Origin of the sequence: Streptomyces sp. Edi2, from assembly GCF_040253635.1 — a bacterium.
GTDB lineage: Bacteria > Actinomycetota > Actinomycetes > Streptomycetales > Streptomycetaceae > Streptomyces.
Genome location: NZ_JBEJGX010000003.1, coordinates 5,908,981 through 5,923,065 on the forward strand (window position 1 = coordinate 5,908,981; position 14,085 = coordinate 5,923,065).

Annotated in this window: 12 protein-coding genes and 2 pseudogenes; 9 read left to right on the plus strand and 5 right to left on the minus strand. The window is 71.9% G+C overall.

From position 1 onward, the window contains the following. Nucleotides 1-34: 34 nt before the first annotated feature. On the minus strand, nt 35-1,597 hold the full coding sequence (locus ABR737_RS29515) for an APC family permease (protein WP_350253608.1): 1,563 nt from the start codon (nt 1,595-1,597) through the stop codon (nt 35-37). 82 nt (nt 1,598-1,679) lie between these two features. On the opposite strand from ABR737_RS29515, the gene ABR737_RS29520 reads away from it, so the two are divergent. Together ABR737_RS29520 and ppgK are read left to right on the plus strand one after the other, a co-directional pair. Beyond that, nucleotides 1,680-2,711 carry a 4-hydroxy-3-methylbut-2-enyl diphosphate reductase gene (locus ABR737_RS29520; protein ID WP_350253610.1) on the plus strand — a complete coding sequence of 344 codons (1,032 nt, stop codon included), beginning with the start codon at nt 1,680-1,682 and terminating at the stop codon, nt 2,709-2,711. Nucleotides 2,712-2,795: 84 nt separating this feature from the next. Then, nucleotides 2,796-3,689: a polyphosphate--glucose phosphotransferase gene (gene ppgK, locus ABR737_RS29525; RefSeq protein WP_350253612.1), complete on the plus strand. Its 894-nt coding sequence runs from the start codon at nt 2,796-2,798 to the stop codon at nt 3,687-3,689. A gap of 13 nt (nt 3,690-3,702) precedes the next feature. Here the strand turns inward: ppgK and ABR737_RS29530 are convergent. Next, a pseudogene (locus tag ABR737_RS29530) lies at nt 3,703-4,269 on the minus strand (DUF6542 domain-containing protein); the annotation flags it as partial. Between the two features lie 415 nt (nt 4,270-4,684). Here ABR737_RS29530 and ychF point away from each other — a divergent pair. Further along, nucleotides 4,685-5,773, plus strand: coding sequence for a redox-regulated ATPase YchF (gene ychF / locus ABR737_RS29535; protein WP_350253614.1), 1,089 nt, complete (start codon nt 4,685-4,687; stop codon nt 5,771-5,773). A 134-nt stretch (nt 5,774-5,907) separates the two neighbouring features. On the opposite strand, the gene ABR737_RS29540 is transcribed toward ychF, so the two are convergent. Together ABR737_RS29540 and ABR737_RS29545 are read right to left on the minus strand one after the other, a co-directional pair. Continuing rightward, nucleotides 5,908-6,489: a Uma2 family endonuclease gene (locus ABR737_RS29540; RefSeq protein WP_350253616.1), complete on the minus strand. Its 582-nt coding sequence runs from the start codon at nt 6,487-6,489 to the stop codon at nt 5,908-5,910. A gap of 73 nt (nt 6,490-6,562) precedes the next feature. Beyond that, nucleotides 6,563-7,303, minus strand: a complete 741-nt coding sequence (locus ABR737_RS29545; protein ID WP_350253618.1) for a carbonic anhydrase — start codon at nt 7,301-7,303, stop codon at nt 6,563-6,565. 506 nt (nt 7,304-7,809) lie between these two features. On the opposite strand from ABR737_RS29545, the pseudogene ABR737_RS29550 reads away from it, so the two are divergent. Both ABR737_RS29550 and ABR737_RS29555 read left to right on the plus strand, forming a co-directional pair. After that, a pseudogene (locus tag ABR737_RS29550) lies at nt 7,810-7,920 on the plus strand (transcriptional regulator); the annotation flags it as partial. 296 nt (nt 7,921-8,216) lie between these two features. Then, the gene (locus ABR737_RS29555) at nt 8,217-8,750 is read left to right on the plus strand and encodes a class I SAM-dependent methyltransferase (RefSeq protein WP_350253619.1); all 534 of its coding nucleotides are present in this window, start codon (nt 8,217-8,219) and stop codon (nt 8,748-8,750) included. 55 nt (nt 8,751-8,805) lie between these two features. On the opposite strand, the gene ABR737_RS29560 is transcribed toward ABR737_RS29555, so the two are convergent. Continuing rightward, a complete protein-coding gene (locus ABR737_RS29560; protein ID WP_350253621.1) occupies nt 8,806-9,555 on the minus strand; it encodes a PIG-L deacetylase family protein in 750 nt (249 codons plus the stop codon). 521 nt (nt 9,556-10,076) lie between these two features. Here ABR737_RS29560 and ABR737_RS29565 point away from each other — a divergent pair. The 4 genes from ABR737_RS29565 to ABR737_RS29580 all read left to right on the plus strand — a co-directional run bounded on the left by ABR737_RS29565 (nt 10,077) and on the right by ABR737_RS29580 (nt 13,958). Then, entirely contained in the window at nt 10,077-10,829 is a 753-nt protein-coding gene (locus tag ABR737_RS29565) for a GntR family transcriptional regulator (RefSeq protein WP_350253623.1), read from the plus strand. Nucleotides 10,830-11,317: 488 nt separating this feature from the next. Beyond that, nucleotides 11,318-13,069, plus strand: coding sequence for an APC family permease (locus tag ABR737_RS29570; protein WP_350253625.1), 1,752 nt, complete (start codon nt 11,318-11,320; stop codon nt 13,067-13,069). Nucleotides 13,070-13,304: 235 nt separating this feature from the next. Next, a complete protein-coding gene (locus ABR737_RS29575; RefSeq protein ID WP_350253627.1) occupies nt 13,305-13,484 on the plus strand; it encodes an SPOR domain-containing protein in 180 nt (59 codons plus the stop codon). A 51-nt stretch (nt 13,485-13,535) separates the two neighbouring features. Continuing rightward, entirely contained in the window at nt 13,536-13,958 is a 423-nt protein-coding gene (locus tag ABR737_RS29580; protein ID WP_350253629.1) for a (deoxy)nucleoside triphosphate pyrophosphohydrolase, read from the plus strand. The last annotated feature ends 127 nt before the right edge of the window (nt 13,959-14,085 follow it).

The following is a 14,085-nucleotide window of genomic DNA, read 5'->3' on the forward strand; positions in this document are numbered from 1 at the left end:
CCCTGCGCCCAGCCCGCACCCGCGCCCCAACCCCTCACTCCCGCACCCCGCCCCCGCGCACCCACCCCCGGTACTGCATCGCCAGCACCACCAGCCCCACCACCAGCCAGGCCCCACCCACGGCCTGCGCGGCGGCCGAGGCCTCGACGATCACCGCGACCACCACCGCCAGCCCCAGCAAGGGCACCACCAGATGCCGCAGCACGCTCGGCGTCCCGTCCGCCCGGCGGATCCAGAACCAGCCGGTCACCGACGCGTGCAGCAGCCCGAACGCGGTCAGCGCCCCCACGTTCACGACCGAGGACAGCTGGTCGAGCCCGTCGTCCCTGCGGGCCGCCCACACCGCTGCCACCAGCGACACCAGCGCCGCGCCCAGCAGCGCCCTGCGCGGTACCCCGCTGCCCGCGTCCACCTTCGACATCGCCCCGGGCAGCCGCCGGTCCCTGGCCATCGCGAACAGCAGCCGGCCGGCTGCCGCCTGCCCCGCCAGCGCCGCGAACGCCGCGCCGATGGCCTTGCTCACCGCCACCAGGTCGTGCAGCCAGCGGCCCACCGACGCGTCGACGGTGGCGTAGAAGGCGCCGCCCTGCTCGCCCGGCCGGGCCGCCAGCTCCGCCGCGCTCATCGGCATCAGCAGCGCCGCCAGATACGTCTGCGCCGCGAACAGCACACCGGCCACCGCCAGACAGACCAGCACCGCCCGCGCCACACGATCCGGCCCGTCGGCCACCCGGTCCGGCCCGCCGGCCACCCTGCCCGGCCCCCTGGCTCCCCGGGCACCCGCTGTCCCCGCAGGCCCCTGGCCCCCGGCCGCCCCGGCAGCCCCCCGTCCCCCGGCCTCCTCCGCGAACGACGCGATCGCGTCGAACCCCAGATACGACAGCACCGCCACCGACACCGCGGCCAGCACCGCCCGCACCGAGAACCCGCCCTCGCCGGTCAGCGGCTCGGCCCAGCCCCGCGGCGCCCCGTGCGCGACCAGCTCGGCGACCGCCGACACCACGAACACCGCCAGCACCACGATCTCCATCGCCAGCACCGCGAAGCCCACCCGGGCCGCCGTCCGCACGCCCCACAGATTCAGCAGCGTGGTCACGGCCACCGCCAGCGCCGTCCACACCCACTGGTGCACCGACGGCACCAGCGCATGCAGCGCGATCCCGGAGAACAGATACGCCACCGCTGGAATCAGCAGATAGTCCAGCATCGCCATCCACCCGGCGACGAACCCCGCACCCTCGCCCAGACCCACCCGGGCGTACGTATAGACCGATCCGGCTTGCGGGGCGACCCGCACCATCTGGGCGTACGAGTACGCGGTGAACGCCATCGCGACCGTCGCGACGAGGTAGACGGCGGTGACCGCACCGTGCGAGGTGGCCTGCAGCGTGCCGAAGATCCCGACCGGCGCCATCGGGGCGATGAACAGCAGACCGTAGACGACCAGATCCCGGAAGGTCAGCGTCCGCCGCAGCGCACCGGGGCCGCCGGAACCGCTGCCCCTGCCACTGCCCCCGCCGGCCGCGGTGTCCGCGCCGCCGCCGGGCTCCCCGCCGCCCGCCCCCGCACCGCCCGTGCCGCCGCTCGTGCCCGGCATCCTGCCTCCTCGCTCCATGCCGTCCCAGTCTCGGACAACGGCGCGATCTTCCGGAGCGGGCCACGCCTTTACGATGGGACGCATGACTTCCTCGCCCAGCCCGACGCCCGCCACCACCCCGGGCGAAGACGCTCCGCGCCGCAGCGATCAGCGCAAGGTCCTGCTCGCCGCCCCCCGTGGCTACTGTGCCGGCGTGGACCGCGCCGTGATCGCTGTCGAGAAGGCCCTTGAGCAGTACGGCGCCCCCGTTTACGTACGCCACGAGATCGTCCACAACAAGTACGTCGTGAAGACCCTGGAGAAGAAGGGCGCCATCTTCGTCGACGAGACGGAGGAGGTGCCCGAGGGCAACATCGTCATCTTCTCCGCGCACGGCGTGGCGCCCGCCGTCCACGACGAGGCCAAGCGCGGCAAGCTCGCCACCATCGACGCCACCTGCCCGCTGGTCACCAAGGTCCACAAGGAAGCCGTCCGCTACGCCAAGGAGGACTACGACATCCTCCTGATCGGCCACGAGGGTCACGAAGAGGTCATCGGCACCAGCGGTGAGGCGCCCGAGCACATCACGCTGGTCGACGGCCCCGAGGATGTCGGCAATGTCGAGGTCCGCGACCCGGACAAGGTGGTCTGGCTCTCCCAGACCACCCTCTCGGTCGACGAGACCATGGAGACGGTGGACGCCCTCAAGGGCCGCTACCCCAACCTCCTCTCGCCGCCCAGCGACGACATCTGCTACGCCACCCAGAACCGCCAGATCGCGGTGAAGCAGATGGGCGCCCAGGCCGACCTGGTCATCGTCGTCGGCTCCAAGAACTCCTCGAACTCCGTGCGCCTGGTCGAGGTGGCGCTGGGCGCGGGCGCCCGCGCCGCCCATCTGGTCGACTACGCCGAGGAGATCGACGAGGCCTGGCTGGAGGGCGTCGGCACGGTCGGTGTCACCTCCGGCGCCTCCGTCCCTGACGTGCTTGTCCACGGCGTCCTGGACTGGCTCGCCCAGCGCGGCTACGAGGACGTGGAGACCATCACGGCCGCCGAGGAGTCCATCCACTTCTCGCTGCCCAAGGAGCTCCGCCGGGACCTGCGCGCCGAGGCCAAGGCGGCAACCGAGGACTGAGCCCGCCGCGTTCGCCGCGCCGTCCGGGCCACCGGTCGGTGCATCCCGGGGGCGGGCCGCCCCGCCGACGCCTAGCCTTTTCCCATGAGGGTCTTCGGTGTGGACATCGGCGGATCGGGCATCAAGGGTGCCCCGGTGGATCTGGAGCGCGGCGAGCTCACGGAGGAGCGCCACAAGGTGCTGACCCCGCATCCGGCCACCCCGGATGCGGTCGCGGACGGCGTCAGGGAGGTCGTGGACCACTTCGGGTGGTCGGGGCCGGTCGGCGCGACCTTCCCCGGTGTGGTCACCGACGGGACGACCCGTACCGCCGCCAATGTCGACAAGGGCTGGATCGGGCTCGACGCGGCCGGGCTGCTCACCGCGCGGCTCGGCGGCGAGGCCGGCGGCAGCCCCGTCACGGTGCTCAACGACGCCGACGCGGCCGGCCTGGCCGAACTGCGCTTCGGCGCCGGCCGCGGCCGGACCGGCACGGTCATCGTGCTCACCCTCGGCACGGGCATCGGCAGCGCCCTCTTCACCGACGGCCGCCTGGTGCCCAACTCCGAGCTCGGCCACCTGGAGCTGCACGGCCACGACGCCGAGAAGCGGGCCTCCACCAAGGCCAAGGAGGACGAGGAGCTGAGCTGGCAGCACTGGGCGCACCGGGTGCAGAAGTACCTCGCCCATGTGGAGATGCTTTTCTCACCCGAGCTGTTCGTGATCGGCGGCGGGGTGAGCCGCAAGGCGGAGAAGTTCCTGCCGCTGATCGAGGGCGTCAGCGCGGAGATCGTGCCGGCTCAGCTTCAGAACAATGCGGGGATCGTGGGCGCCGCGATGGCGGCGTACGCCGCTCGGGCTGGCGAGCCACCTGCCGCGGACGGTTCCCCGGCCGCGGCCGCTCCCGCTCGGGCGTCCGCCCCGTCGGCCGGTCCTGCGGACCGCGCGGTGCGTTCTGCGGTCGACTCGCCGGTCGGCTGGCCCGACGCCGGGCAATGATCAGCACCCGGCGGACGATCGCGAGCAGCGCGCTGATCAGCGTGCCGGTGTAGAGCCAGCCGGCGTTCAGCGCGAGGACGGTGAACACGCCCATCAGCAGCCCGTCGAACCCGCCCGCGCCGCGCTGCAGCGGCAGCGCACCGAGCGTGAACGCGATCGGCAGCGTGACCGGCGCAATGACCAGGTCGAACGGCCTGACCCAGAGCGCCGCGCCGACCCCGACCAGCACATAGAAGACGCCGTACGGGGCCGGTGCGCCGCCGAGCAGCAGCCGGTCCAGGAAGGCGAAGGCCAGCAGCACCAGCGTCGCCAGCAGCCAGCAGCCGAGCCCGGTGAGCTTGGCCGCCGGCATCCGGCGCCGCAGGACGGGCGGCGGGGACGGCAGCGGGCGCTGCGGACGTGCCCGGTAGACGGTCGCGGACTCCACGCCCTCCGGTGCGGCAGGGGCGCGTCCCGGGGCAGCCGCCCCGGGCACTCGGGCGGGCGCGCGGAGGGGGCCGGCCGGTGCGGGACCGCGCCCCGCGGCCCGTGCGACCGCGGGTGCGGATGCCGGTACGGCCGCGAACCCGGAGGCCCGCATCGCGGTGAGGAAATCGTCGTCGGGGTCGGGGGCCACGGCCTCGGCGGGGCGCGGGAGCCGGGCGTCCTGGCCCGCGGGCGGACGTGCGGACCGCGGCGGGCTGGGCTGGGGGGTGCGCGCTTCGTGTTGCTCCACTCGTCAACGGTAGGCCGCTAAGTGGGATTAACCGGTTACGGGACACGCGCATTGGGCCGAGCCCGTTGCGGATTAGTTCGGCATCCGGAGCCGGGCGGGGGTGCGGCCGGAGCGGGGCGGGGGTGCGGCCGGAGCGGGACGGGGGTGGGTCCGGAGCCGGGTGGGGGGCGCGGCCGGTCCCGGTGGCGGCGGCCCGGCCCCGGCCGCCCCGTAGACTGGTGGATCGGCCCTCCCGGGGCCGTGCCCACCCCACCACCTCGCTCGGAAGTCGAGTCGCCACGTGTCGCTCACGATCGGAATCGTCGGTCTGCCGAATGTCGGCAAGTCGACCATGTTCAACGCCCTGACCAAGAACGACGTGCTGGCGGCCAACTACCCGTTCGCCACCATCGAGCCGAACGTCGGCGTCGTCGGCGTCCCCGACACCCGCCTCGCCAAGCTCGCCGAGATCTTCGCCTCGCAGAAGATCCTCCCCGCCACCGTCGACTTCGTCGACATCGCGGGCATCGTCCGTGGCGCCTCCGAGGGCGAGGGCCTGGGCAACAAGTTCCTCGCGAACATCCGCGAGTCCGATGCGATCTGCCAGGTCATCCGCGCCTTCAAGGACGAGAACGTCGTCCACGTCGACGGCAAGGTCTCGCCCAAGGACGACATCGAGACCATCAACACCGAGCTGATCCTCGCCGACCTCCAGACCATCGAGAAGGTGCTGCCGCGTCTCCAGAAGGAGTCGCGCATCAAGAAGGACGTGGCCGCGAAGGTCAAGGCCGTCGAGGAGGCCAAGGCGATCCTGGAGAAGGGCGACACGCTCTTCTCCGCCGGAATCGTCCAGGGCTCCGGCAACGAAGAGCTCCTGCACGACCTCCACCTCCTCACCACCAAGCCCTTCCTCTACGTCTTCAACGTCGACGAGGACGAGCTGACCGACGAGGACTTCAAGAACGATCAGCGGGCCCTGGTCGCCCCCGCCGAGGCCATCTTCCTGAACGCCAAGCTGGAGGCCGACCTCGCCGAGCTGGACGAGGACGAGGCCCTGGAACTCCTCCAGTCCGTCGGCCAGGAAGAGCCCGGCCTGGCCACCCTCGCCCACGTCGGCTTCAACACCCTCGGCCTGCAGACCTACTTGACGGCCGGCCCCAAGGAAACCCGCGCCTGGACCATCAAGAGGGGCGCCACCGCCCCCGAGGCCGCCGGAGTCATCCACACCGACTTCCAGAAGGGCTTCATCAAGGCCGAGATCATCTCCTTCGCCGACCTCGTCGAAACCGGCTCGGTCGCGGACGCCCGCGCCGCGGGCAAGGCCCGCATGGAGGGCAAGGAGTATGTGATGCAGGACGGGGATGTGGTGGAGTTCCGGTTCAACGTGTAGTCGCACGTTTGCCGCAGGCGACCTGAGTTGCCGAATGCGCAGGTCAAAGGGGTCGGACGCAGAGAGTCCGGCCCCTTTGTCTTCCTTTTTGTCATCTTCCCGCGCCGCTATGGTGCCGGCCTCGCACCGTGGTCTCAGCCGGGCCGGCCCGGGGTGAGCTCGTCCAGGTCGAGGCTGATCTCGAAGGGCAGGGACCGCTTGAGGGCATGGCGGAAGATCCCGGCCGGTGCGTAGGCCCCGGTCGGCCGGTCGAGCTCGTAGACGTGCACGGCGGGGACGGAGTCCTCGTCCTCGATGCACCAGTAGTGGGGGATTCCGGCCTCGGCGTACTTGCGCAGCTTGACGGTGCGGTCGCGGTGGGCGGATTCGGGGGAGACGACCTCGATGACGAGCAGGACGTCCTCCGGGGCGAACCAGGTGCGGTCCGCCTCGTACGGAGCCGTGGTCAGCAGTAGGTCGGGCTCCGGGCGGTTGCGGGCGTCGAGGCGGATGGTCATCTCCCGCTCGGCCTCGACGCCGCCGAGGGCCTGGTCCATGAGAGCCACGGTCAGGCCGGTGACGAGACGGCCGCGCCACGACCGCTGCGGGGACATCATGAAGACGAGTGCTCCGTCGATGAGCTCGGTGTGGCGGGGCGCCTCGGGGAGGCGGTCCAGGTCCTCCGCGAACCAGCCTTCCGCGCGGGGCGGGCGCATCCAGTCGGGCAGTGCGGTCATGGCTCAACCGTAGCGAGTCGGCGGGGTGGGGGCTACGAGATCATCAACGTCCGAGTGGGGCCTGTCCCTTCGGTCAGGACGGCGCGCCGGCCAGGACTTCCACCTTGCCGCTGTCGAGTGAGTAGTACGCGCCCACCACGGCGAGGCTGCCCTTGGCCACGAGCGGGGCCAGGTCCCGGTTGGAGCGCAGGTTGGCCGCGGTCAGCTTGACCTGGGCGCGGGCCATGGTGTCGACGGGGTCGCCGCCGCCGCCCTCGCGGACCGTTTGTTCGTACGCCGGCCGCAGGGCCCTGGCGATTGCCTCCAGGTTGCCGGGCAGGGGCTTGCCGTCGCGGAGGGACTTGTAGGCCGCCTCGACGGCGCCGCAGCGCTGGTGCCCGAGGACCACGATGAGCGGGGTGCCGCTCGTCATGGGGCCGTACTCCACGGAGCCGGTGACGACCGGGCCGACGGCCTCCCCGCCGGTGCGCATCACGTAGAGGTCGCCCAGGCCGGTGTCGAAGAGGAGCTCGGGCGGTACCCGGGAGTCGATGCAGGAGAGGATCGAGCCGAAGGGCACCTGCTTCTGGGCCACGAATTCGCGCCGGCTCGGGTCCCGGTCGGGGTGCTGGAGGTCTCCGCTCACCCAGCGGGCGTTGCCGTCCATCAGCCGGTCGAACGCCGCGGCGGGCGTGGTCGGCCGTGGTGACGGTGAGGGCGATGCCTCGTCCGCCACCGGGGCGGCGCCGGTCGAGGCGCAGCCCGCCAGCGTGGCGGCTGCCGCGACGCCGCCGGCGAGCACCGCTCTGCGATCCGGATGTCCCGCTGCGTCCATGGGCCGTTCTCCTCTGTCCGCCAAGATGCTTCCGTACGTGGTGACCGGGGCGATTGTGCGGCGCGGGGGCGGCGGGCGGCGGCAGGCGCAAGCGGGCGGGGGCCGCTTTGCCACCGACGGCCCACAGGAATCGGCCGGGACGGCGGCGCGAGCGCTGAAGACGCCGAGGCCGCCGCGTAGCATCGAGATGAGGTGAAAGGGGGACAAGGTGCGCTAAAGGGGTGGTGCGGTCGAGGGGGCGGCATGGTGTGGGGGTGTGCGTCATGCCGTGGTCGGCGGGCCCCGGGTGGGGGAGTCGCATCGGGCTTCCGGAGAGGCGCACCGCGCTCCGGGAGGGGCGCACCGTACTCCGGCGTCAGGAAGAGGCGGCGATGGGCGAGCAGATCCCGGCGGGCCCGGATCCGGCGCGGCAGGAGGAGTTCGCCGGGCGGATGCTCCAGGTGCTGAACGACGCCTGTCTGGGGCATTTGTGCAGTCTTGGCCACCGTGCCGGGCTGTTCGACGTGATGTCGGGCCTGCCGCCGGCGACCAGCGCGCAGATCGCCGAGGCGGCCGGGCTGGACGAGCGCTATGTGCAGGAGTGGCTGGGCGGGATGACCGTCGGGGGCGTGGTCGAGTACGCGCCCGAGGACGGGTGCTACCGGCTGCCGCCCGAGCACGCCGCCGTGCTGTCCCGGGCCGCGGGGCCGGACAACATGGCAGCCTTCATGCAGTACTTGGCGATGATGGGTGACGTCGAGGACGAGGTCCTTGCGGCGTTCCGGGCCGGCGGCGGGGTGCCGTACTCCTCGTATCCCCGCTTCCAGGACGTGCAGGCCGAGGAGACGGCGCGGGTGTACGACGCCGCGCTGACCGGCACGATCGTGCCGCTGGTGCCGGGGCTCACGGCCAACTGCACTCCGGGGTCGACGTCTTGGACATCGGCACCGGACAGGGGCATGCCGTCAATCTGCTGGCGCGCGCCTTCCCCGGAAGCCGGTTCGTGGGGAGGGACATCTCCGCCGCGGGCATCGCCACGGCACGGGCCGAGGCCGCGCGGTGGGGGCTGGGCAACGCCCGCTTCGAGGTGGCCGATACGGCCGAACTCACCGGCTCCTACGACCTGATCACGGCCTTCGACGTGATCCACGACCTGGCCCGTCCGGCGCGCACGCTGGCCGCCGTCGCGAACGGGCTGCGGGACGACGGGGTCTTCCTGATGGGCGACATCGCGGCCTCCAGCGAGCTGTCCGAGAACGTCGGCCATCCACTGGGGCCCGCCCTCTACGCCCTGTCGGTTTTCTACTGCATGACCGTCTCCCTCGCGGAGGGCGGCGCGGGGCTGGGCACGGCCTGGGGGCGGCAGGCCGCGCTGCGGATGCCGGCGGAGGCGGGGTTCGGCGAGGTCGAGGCCCGGGAGGTGCCCGGCGACATCCTGAACGTCTACTACGTGGCGCGGAAAGGGTGAAGAGCGGAAGGGGGCAGGCGCCGGGAAAGGCCTTGGCGGGCGCTCAAGCGGGCGCTCAGCGGGGGAAGAGCTGGAAGAGCGTGGCGGGGCGGCCCCGGTAGCGTTCGCCGCCGGTGCGCAGCATCTGCTCGATGAAGGTGCGGGCGTAGGTGTGCGGATCCTGTTCGGTGCCGCGCAGGCCCTTGATGTACGCCCCGTGTGCCGCCAGCGAGTCGATGGCGCGGTCGATGCCGGGGCCGACCTCCGCGGCGTGCGTGGGGTGTGGGGAGCCCGCCACGGCCACCCACCGGACGCCGTTCCAGGGCGCCAGTCCCTTCGCGCCGGCGAGTTCGGGGAAGATCCAGCGGTTGGCGGCGTCGCCCGCGGCGTCGAGGACGGCGCGGCCGACGACCCGGTGGTCCGGGCTGTTCCAGTGGCCGCCGCCCCAGGTGTCGTGGTGGTTGAGGGTGAGCAGCAGCTCGGGACGGTGGCGCCGGACGGCCGCGGACAGATCGCGGCGCAGCGCCCGGCCGGGCTCGATGATGCCGTCGTGGTGGTGGTCGAGGAATTCGACGGTGTGGACGCCGACCAGCCCGGCGCCGGCCCGCTGCTCGGTCTCGCGAACAGTGGCGGCCTCCCCGGGCGCGAGCCCGTCGATGCCGGCCTCACCGCGCGTGACCAGGAGGTAGCTGACCTCGCGGCCGGCGGCGGTCCATTCGGCGATGGCGGCCGCGGCGCCGTATTCGAGGTCGTCGGGGTGCGCGACGACGGCGAGTGCCCGCTGCCAGTCCTTGGGCATGGGGGAGAGCTGGGTTTCGGCGGGCATGGGCTCCCTTTCTTCCCGTCCTGATACCGCGTCCCGCGTTCCGTTGCCGGGTGCTGTGCCGTCTTCCGTTTGCTGTGTCTGCTGTGGTTGCAGTGTCTGCCGTCTGCCGTCTGCCGTCTGCCGTCTGCCGTCTGCCGTCTGCCGTCTGCCGTCTGCCGTCCGCGGCCTGCCGTGCGTTCCGTCGCCGCTCGCCGCTCGCCGCTCGCCGCTCGCCGCTCGCCGCTCGCCGTTCGCCGTGCGCCGTTCGGGCGTCTCTTCGCTTCGGCTCGACCGTGCTTCATCTCTTCGGCTCGGCCGTGCTTCCTTTTCGATCGTGACATGCATGGGCGGCGGCTACCGGGTGGAAAGGATGGGTGGGGTGGCGCGGGGTGGGGTTACGAGAGCCTGTGGTGCCCGGCCTCGGTCGTTTACACGGGCTGAGCTGGGTTTCATCACATCAGGTGAATATCTGGCCCAAGCTTGCGATCGGCAACGCGGGGTTGCCACGCTGTTGCTCACCGTCAAGCTGTTGGGAGGGGCACGTGCCTTTCGGTGAGCAGCCCGCGTACCTCCGCGTCGCCGGCGACCTGCGCCAGAAGATCGTCGACGGGGTGCTGCCGCCGCACACCCGCCTTCCCTCCCAGGCGCGCATCCGCGAGGAGTACGGCGTCTCGGACACCGTCGCCCTGGAGGCGCGCAAGGTCCTGATGGCCGAGGGGCTGGTCGAGGGCCGCTCGGGGTCGGGCACCTACGTCCGCGAACAACCCGTTCCGCGCCGTATCGCCCGCGTCGGCTTCCATTCGGCGGGCGGCTGTACGCCGTTCCGGCAGGAGCAGACGGACGAGCGGGTGCGGGGCACCTGGGAGTCCCACAGCGAGCAGGAGCCGGCCGGTGCGGCGATCGCCGCCCGGCTGCGCATCCCGCAGGACGCCAAGGTGATGAGGACGCGCTATGTCTTCCGGGCGGAGGGGGAGCCGTCGATGCTCTCGACCTCCTGGGAGCCCCTGGAGGTGACCGGGCGGACGCCCGTGATGCTGCCGGAGGAGGGGCCGCTGGCCGGGCGCGGGGTGGTCGAGCGGATGGCGGCCATCGATGTGGTGGTGGACAACGTCGTCGAGGAGGTCGGGGCGCGGCCCGCACTGGCGGAGGAGGCCATGGCGCTGGGCGGGGTCCCCGGGCACGGCGTGCTGGTCGTCTCGCGTACGTACTTCGCGGGCGGCAGGCCGGTCGAGACGGCCGATGTCGTCACCCTCGCGGACCGGCACCGCGTCACGTATCACCTGCCGGTGAAGTAGCCGGGGGCCGCTGCCGCCGACCGCTGCCGCGCACCGCTCCCGTCCCCCCCCCCCCGCACCGCTCCCGTCCCCCCCGCACCGCTCCCGCCCCCCCCCGCGAACCGCTTCCGCCTCCTCGCACCGCTCCCGTCCCCGGCAGACCGCCCCCGCGGACCGCTCGCACTCCTGCTGCCGCGGACCGCTCCCGCCCCCCCCGTATCCCCATGCGCGCGTGCCCGGCCCGCACCTACCTCTACGCCGGCACCTGCGCGAGACGCCCGCCGAGTCCCCCTACGCATGCGCAAGACGCCCCCGCGTCCGCCCCGCAACCTCCTGTGCGCGTGCGCGAGACGCCCCGATCTCACCCTCGGTTCTCTGGCGAGTGTCCGGTTTGCAGTTATTCGTACACAAAATTTGGCTGAAACCTTGTGTTGGATAACTCACAGACCCTCAACTACAGGCCTTTTTCTGGCTGCTGTGGGAAGCCGACGCTCCGATTCGCTCTTACGATGGCGAAGTTTGTGCACGGCACGGGGGAAGACCAGGAGACCAAGCACGTGAGCACGACGAAGACCCCGAGCGCGGAGCAGGGCTCGCACTCGAATTACCGTCGGTCCCTCGGGACCATCGCCCTGACCGCCACGGGTCTCGGGTCCATCATCGGCTCCGGCTGGCTCTTCGGAGCCGAACGTGCCGCCGCCATCGCGGGCCCGGCCGCGATCCTCGCCTGGATCATCGGGGCGCTGGTCGCCCTCACGATCGCGCTCACCTACACCGAGCTCGGCTCGATGTTCCCGAAGGCCGGCGGCATGGTCCGCTACGGCCAGTACTCGCACGGCTCGCTCGCCGGGTACCTCGCGGCCTGGGCGAACTGGATCGCGATCGTCTCGGTCATCCCGGGTGAGGCCACCGCCTCCGTGCAGTACATGAGTTCCTGGGACTTCGGCTGGGCGCATGCGCTCTACGACGGCAAGGAGCTGACCGGCACCGGCGTCGGGCTCGCCAGCATCCTGCTGATCTTCTACTTCTTCCTCAACTGGTTCGCGATCTCGCTGTTCGCGAAGACCAACACCGCGATCACGGTGTTCAAGGTCGTCGTCCCGGTGCTGACCGCGAGCGCGCTGATGATGGCGCACTTCGACACCAGCAACATCACCCACCACGGCGGCTTCACGCCCAACGGCTGGAGCTCGGTCTTCACCGCCGTCGCCGTGTCCGGCATAGTCTGGGCCTACAACGGCTTCCAGTCCCCGCTGAACATGGCCGGTGAGGCCCGCAACCCCGGCAAGTCGCTGCCGAAGGCCGTGGTGTGGTCGATCGTCATCGCGCTGGTCATCTATGTCGCACTGCAGGTCGCGTTCCTGATGGCGGTGCCCGGCGACAAGCTGACCGCCGGCGGTGGCTGGGCCGGTCTCGGCTTCAACTCGCCGCTCGCCGACCTCGCGGTGGCCTGGGGCCTGAACTGGCTGGCGCTGCTGCTGTACGCGGACGCCTTTGTCTCGCCGTCCGGCACGGGCATGATCTACGCGGCCACCACCTCGCGCATGATTCACGGCGTGCAGGAGAACGGTCATCTGCCGGGCATCTTCGGCAAGGTGGACAAGAAGACCGGTGTGCCGCGTCCGGCGCTGCTGCTCAACCTCGCGATCGCCTTCCTGTTCCTCGCGGTCTTCCGCGGCTGGGGCTCGCTCGCCGAGATCGTTTCGGTCGCCACGGTCATCTCGTACATCACCGGACCGGTCGCGGTGATGTCGCTGCGCCGGCTGTCGCCGAGCCTCGCGCGGCCGGTCAAGCTGCGGGCGATGCCGGTCATCGCGCCCATCGCGATGGTCTTCGGTTCGCTGGTCCTGTACTGGGGCCGCTGGCCGCTGACCGGCAAGGTCATCCTGATCATGGCCGTCGGACTGCCGGTCTGGGCCTGGTACGAGATCGGCAAGCCGCTCACCCAGGGCCGCAAGCCGTGGGCCGAGCTGCGTCCGCACCTCAAGGCCGGCGCCTGGATGGTCGTGTACCTGCTGGTCATGGCCGCTGTCTCATACCTGGGCGGCAAGGACTTCGGCGGCAAGGGCTATCTGCCGGAGGGCTGGGACATCCTCCTGGTCGCCGCGATCGGTCTCGCCTTCTACTACTGGGGTGTGCGCAGCTCCTGGCGTAACCCGACGCTGCTCCAGGCCGAGGCGGAGGCCGAGGCGGCGGCCGAGGACGCTGCCGCGGAGGACGAAGCCGCGGCCGAGGGCGTCAAGGCACCCGCCGGCGCCTGAGCCGCCACCCGCACCACGTCATGCATCGCCCGGGACCGCTCGGGATCACCGGCCATTCGCAGGCCTCTTCCGGTACGCCGGAGGCCCGCGGGTGGCCGGTTCGGTACCTCTTTGTGTAAAGCCATATGCGGTGAGTAAAGGTCGGGCGTAGGCTCGGGCATATGCGGATTGCGATGTCGGCATCAGCAGACCAGGGGCGTGCGACGGCGCGCTACGCGGCGGACGGAGGGGCGCAATGACCGAGGGTGGAGCAGTGCTCCCCTGGCTCGTCATCCGCCAGGACGAAGGCGGCAACCGGTATCGCGTGGGCCGCTATGCCACCCGAGCGGAGGCGGAGCGGGTGGCCGACCGGCTCGGACCGCGCGGCCACCAGCAGCTTTACGTGGTCGAGAAGGCCGACCGGGCGACGACCTGAGAGACGGCGAGCGGGAAGCGGGACGAGGGCGGGGGACGTAGGCTGCCGCGCATGACGACCGTGCGCGTAGTGGTGGGCGGAGCGGTGTGCGAGCGCGGGCGGCTGCTTGCCGCCCGGCGCAGTGCACCGCCCGCACTGGCCGGCCGCTGGGAGCTGCCCGGCGGCAAGGTGGAGGACGACGAGACACCCGAACAGGCGCTGGAGCGAGAGCTGCGCGAGGAGCTGGGTGTCGAGGCGGCGGCCCTGGAGCGGATCCCGGGGGAGTGGGTGCTGCGACCCGGCTATGTCCTGCAGGTGTGGACGGCCCGGCTGCTGTCCGGGGCGCCGCGGCCCCTGCAGGATCACGACGAGCTGCGCTGGCTGCTGCCCGGCGAGGAGTCCCAGGTCGACTGGCTGGACCAGGACCGCCCGGCGGTGGCCGAGGCGATGCGCCGGCTGGCGGGGACGGCCGGGGCGCCGAGCGTACGGCCGTAGTCGCCGTCCCGGGGCGTACGGGGCCCTGTAGGCCCTCCTTGCGCGGACCGGCGGGCCGTGCGCACCGCCCCACCCCCGCCCGCCGATATGTTTCATTTGTGCCACAGTGCGCCGCTGCAGGCGGTAC

What these genes read in the sequence shown, in the direction of transcription:
- ABR737_RS29515 (WP_350253608.1), bottom strand. Translation starts at nt 1,597, where the DNA reads ATGCCGGGCACGAGCGGCGGCACGGGCGGTGCGGGGGCGGGCGGCGGG.
- ABR737_RS29520 (WP_350253610.1), top strand. Translation starts at nt 1,680, where the DNA reads ATGACTTCCTCGCCCAGCCCGACGCCCGCCACCACCCCGGGCGAAGAC.
- ppgK (WP_350253612.1), top strand. Translation starts at nt 2,796, where the DNA reads ATGAGGGTCTTCGGTGTGGACATCGGCGGATCGGGCATCAAGGGTGCC.
- ABR737_RS29540 (WP_350253616.1), bottom strand. Translation starts at nt 6,489, where the DNA reads ATGACCGCACTGCCCGACTGGATGCGCCCGCCCCGCGCGGAAGGCTGG.
- ABR737_RS29545 (WP_350253618.1), bottom strand. Translation starts at nt 7,303, where the DNA reads ATGGACGCAGCGGGACATCCGGATCGCAGAGCGGTGCTCGCCGGCGGC.
- ABR737_RS29560 (WP_350253621.1), bottom strand. Translation starts at nt 9,555, where the DNA reads ATGCCCGCCGAAACCCAGCTCTCCCCCATGCCCAAGGACTGGCAGCGG.
- ABR737_RS29570 (WP_350253625.1), top strand. Translation starts at nt 11,318, where the DNA reads ATGGCGAAGTTTGTGCACGGCACGGGGGAAGACCAGGAGACCAAGCAC.
- ABR737_RS29575 (WP_350253627.1), top strand. Translation starts at nt 13,305, where the DNA reads ATGACCGAGGGTGGAGCAGTGCTCCCCTGGCTCGTCATCCGCCAGGAC.
- ABR737_RS29580 (WP_350253629.1), top strand. Translation starts at nt 13,536, where the DNA reads ATGACGACCGTGCGCGTAGTGGTGGGCGGAGCGGTGTGCGAGCGCGGG.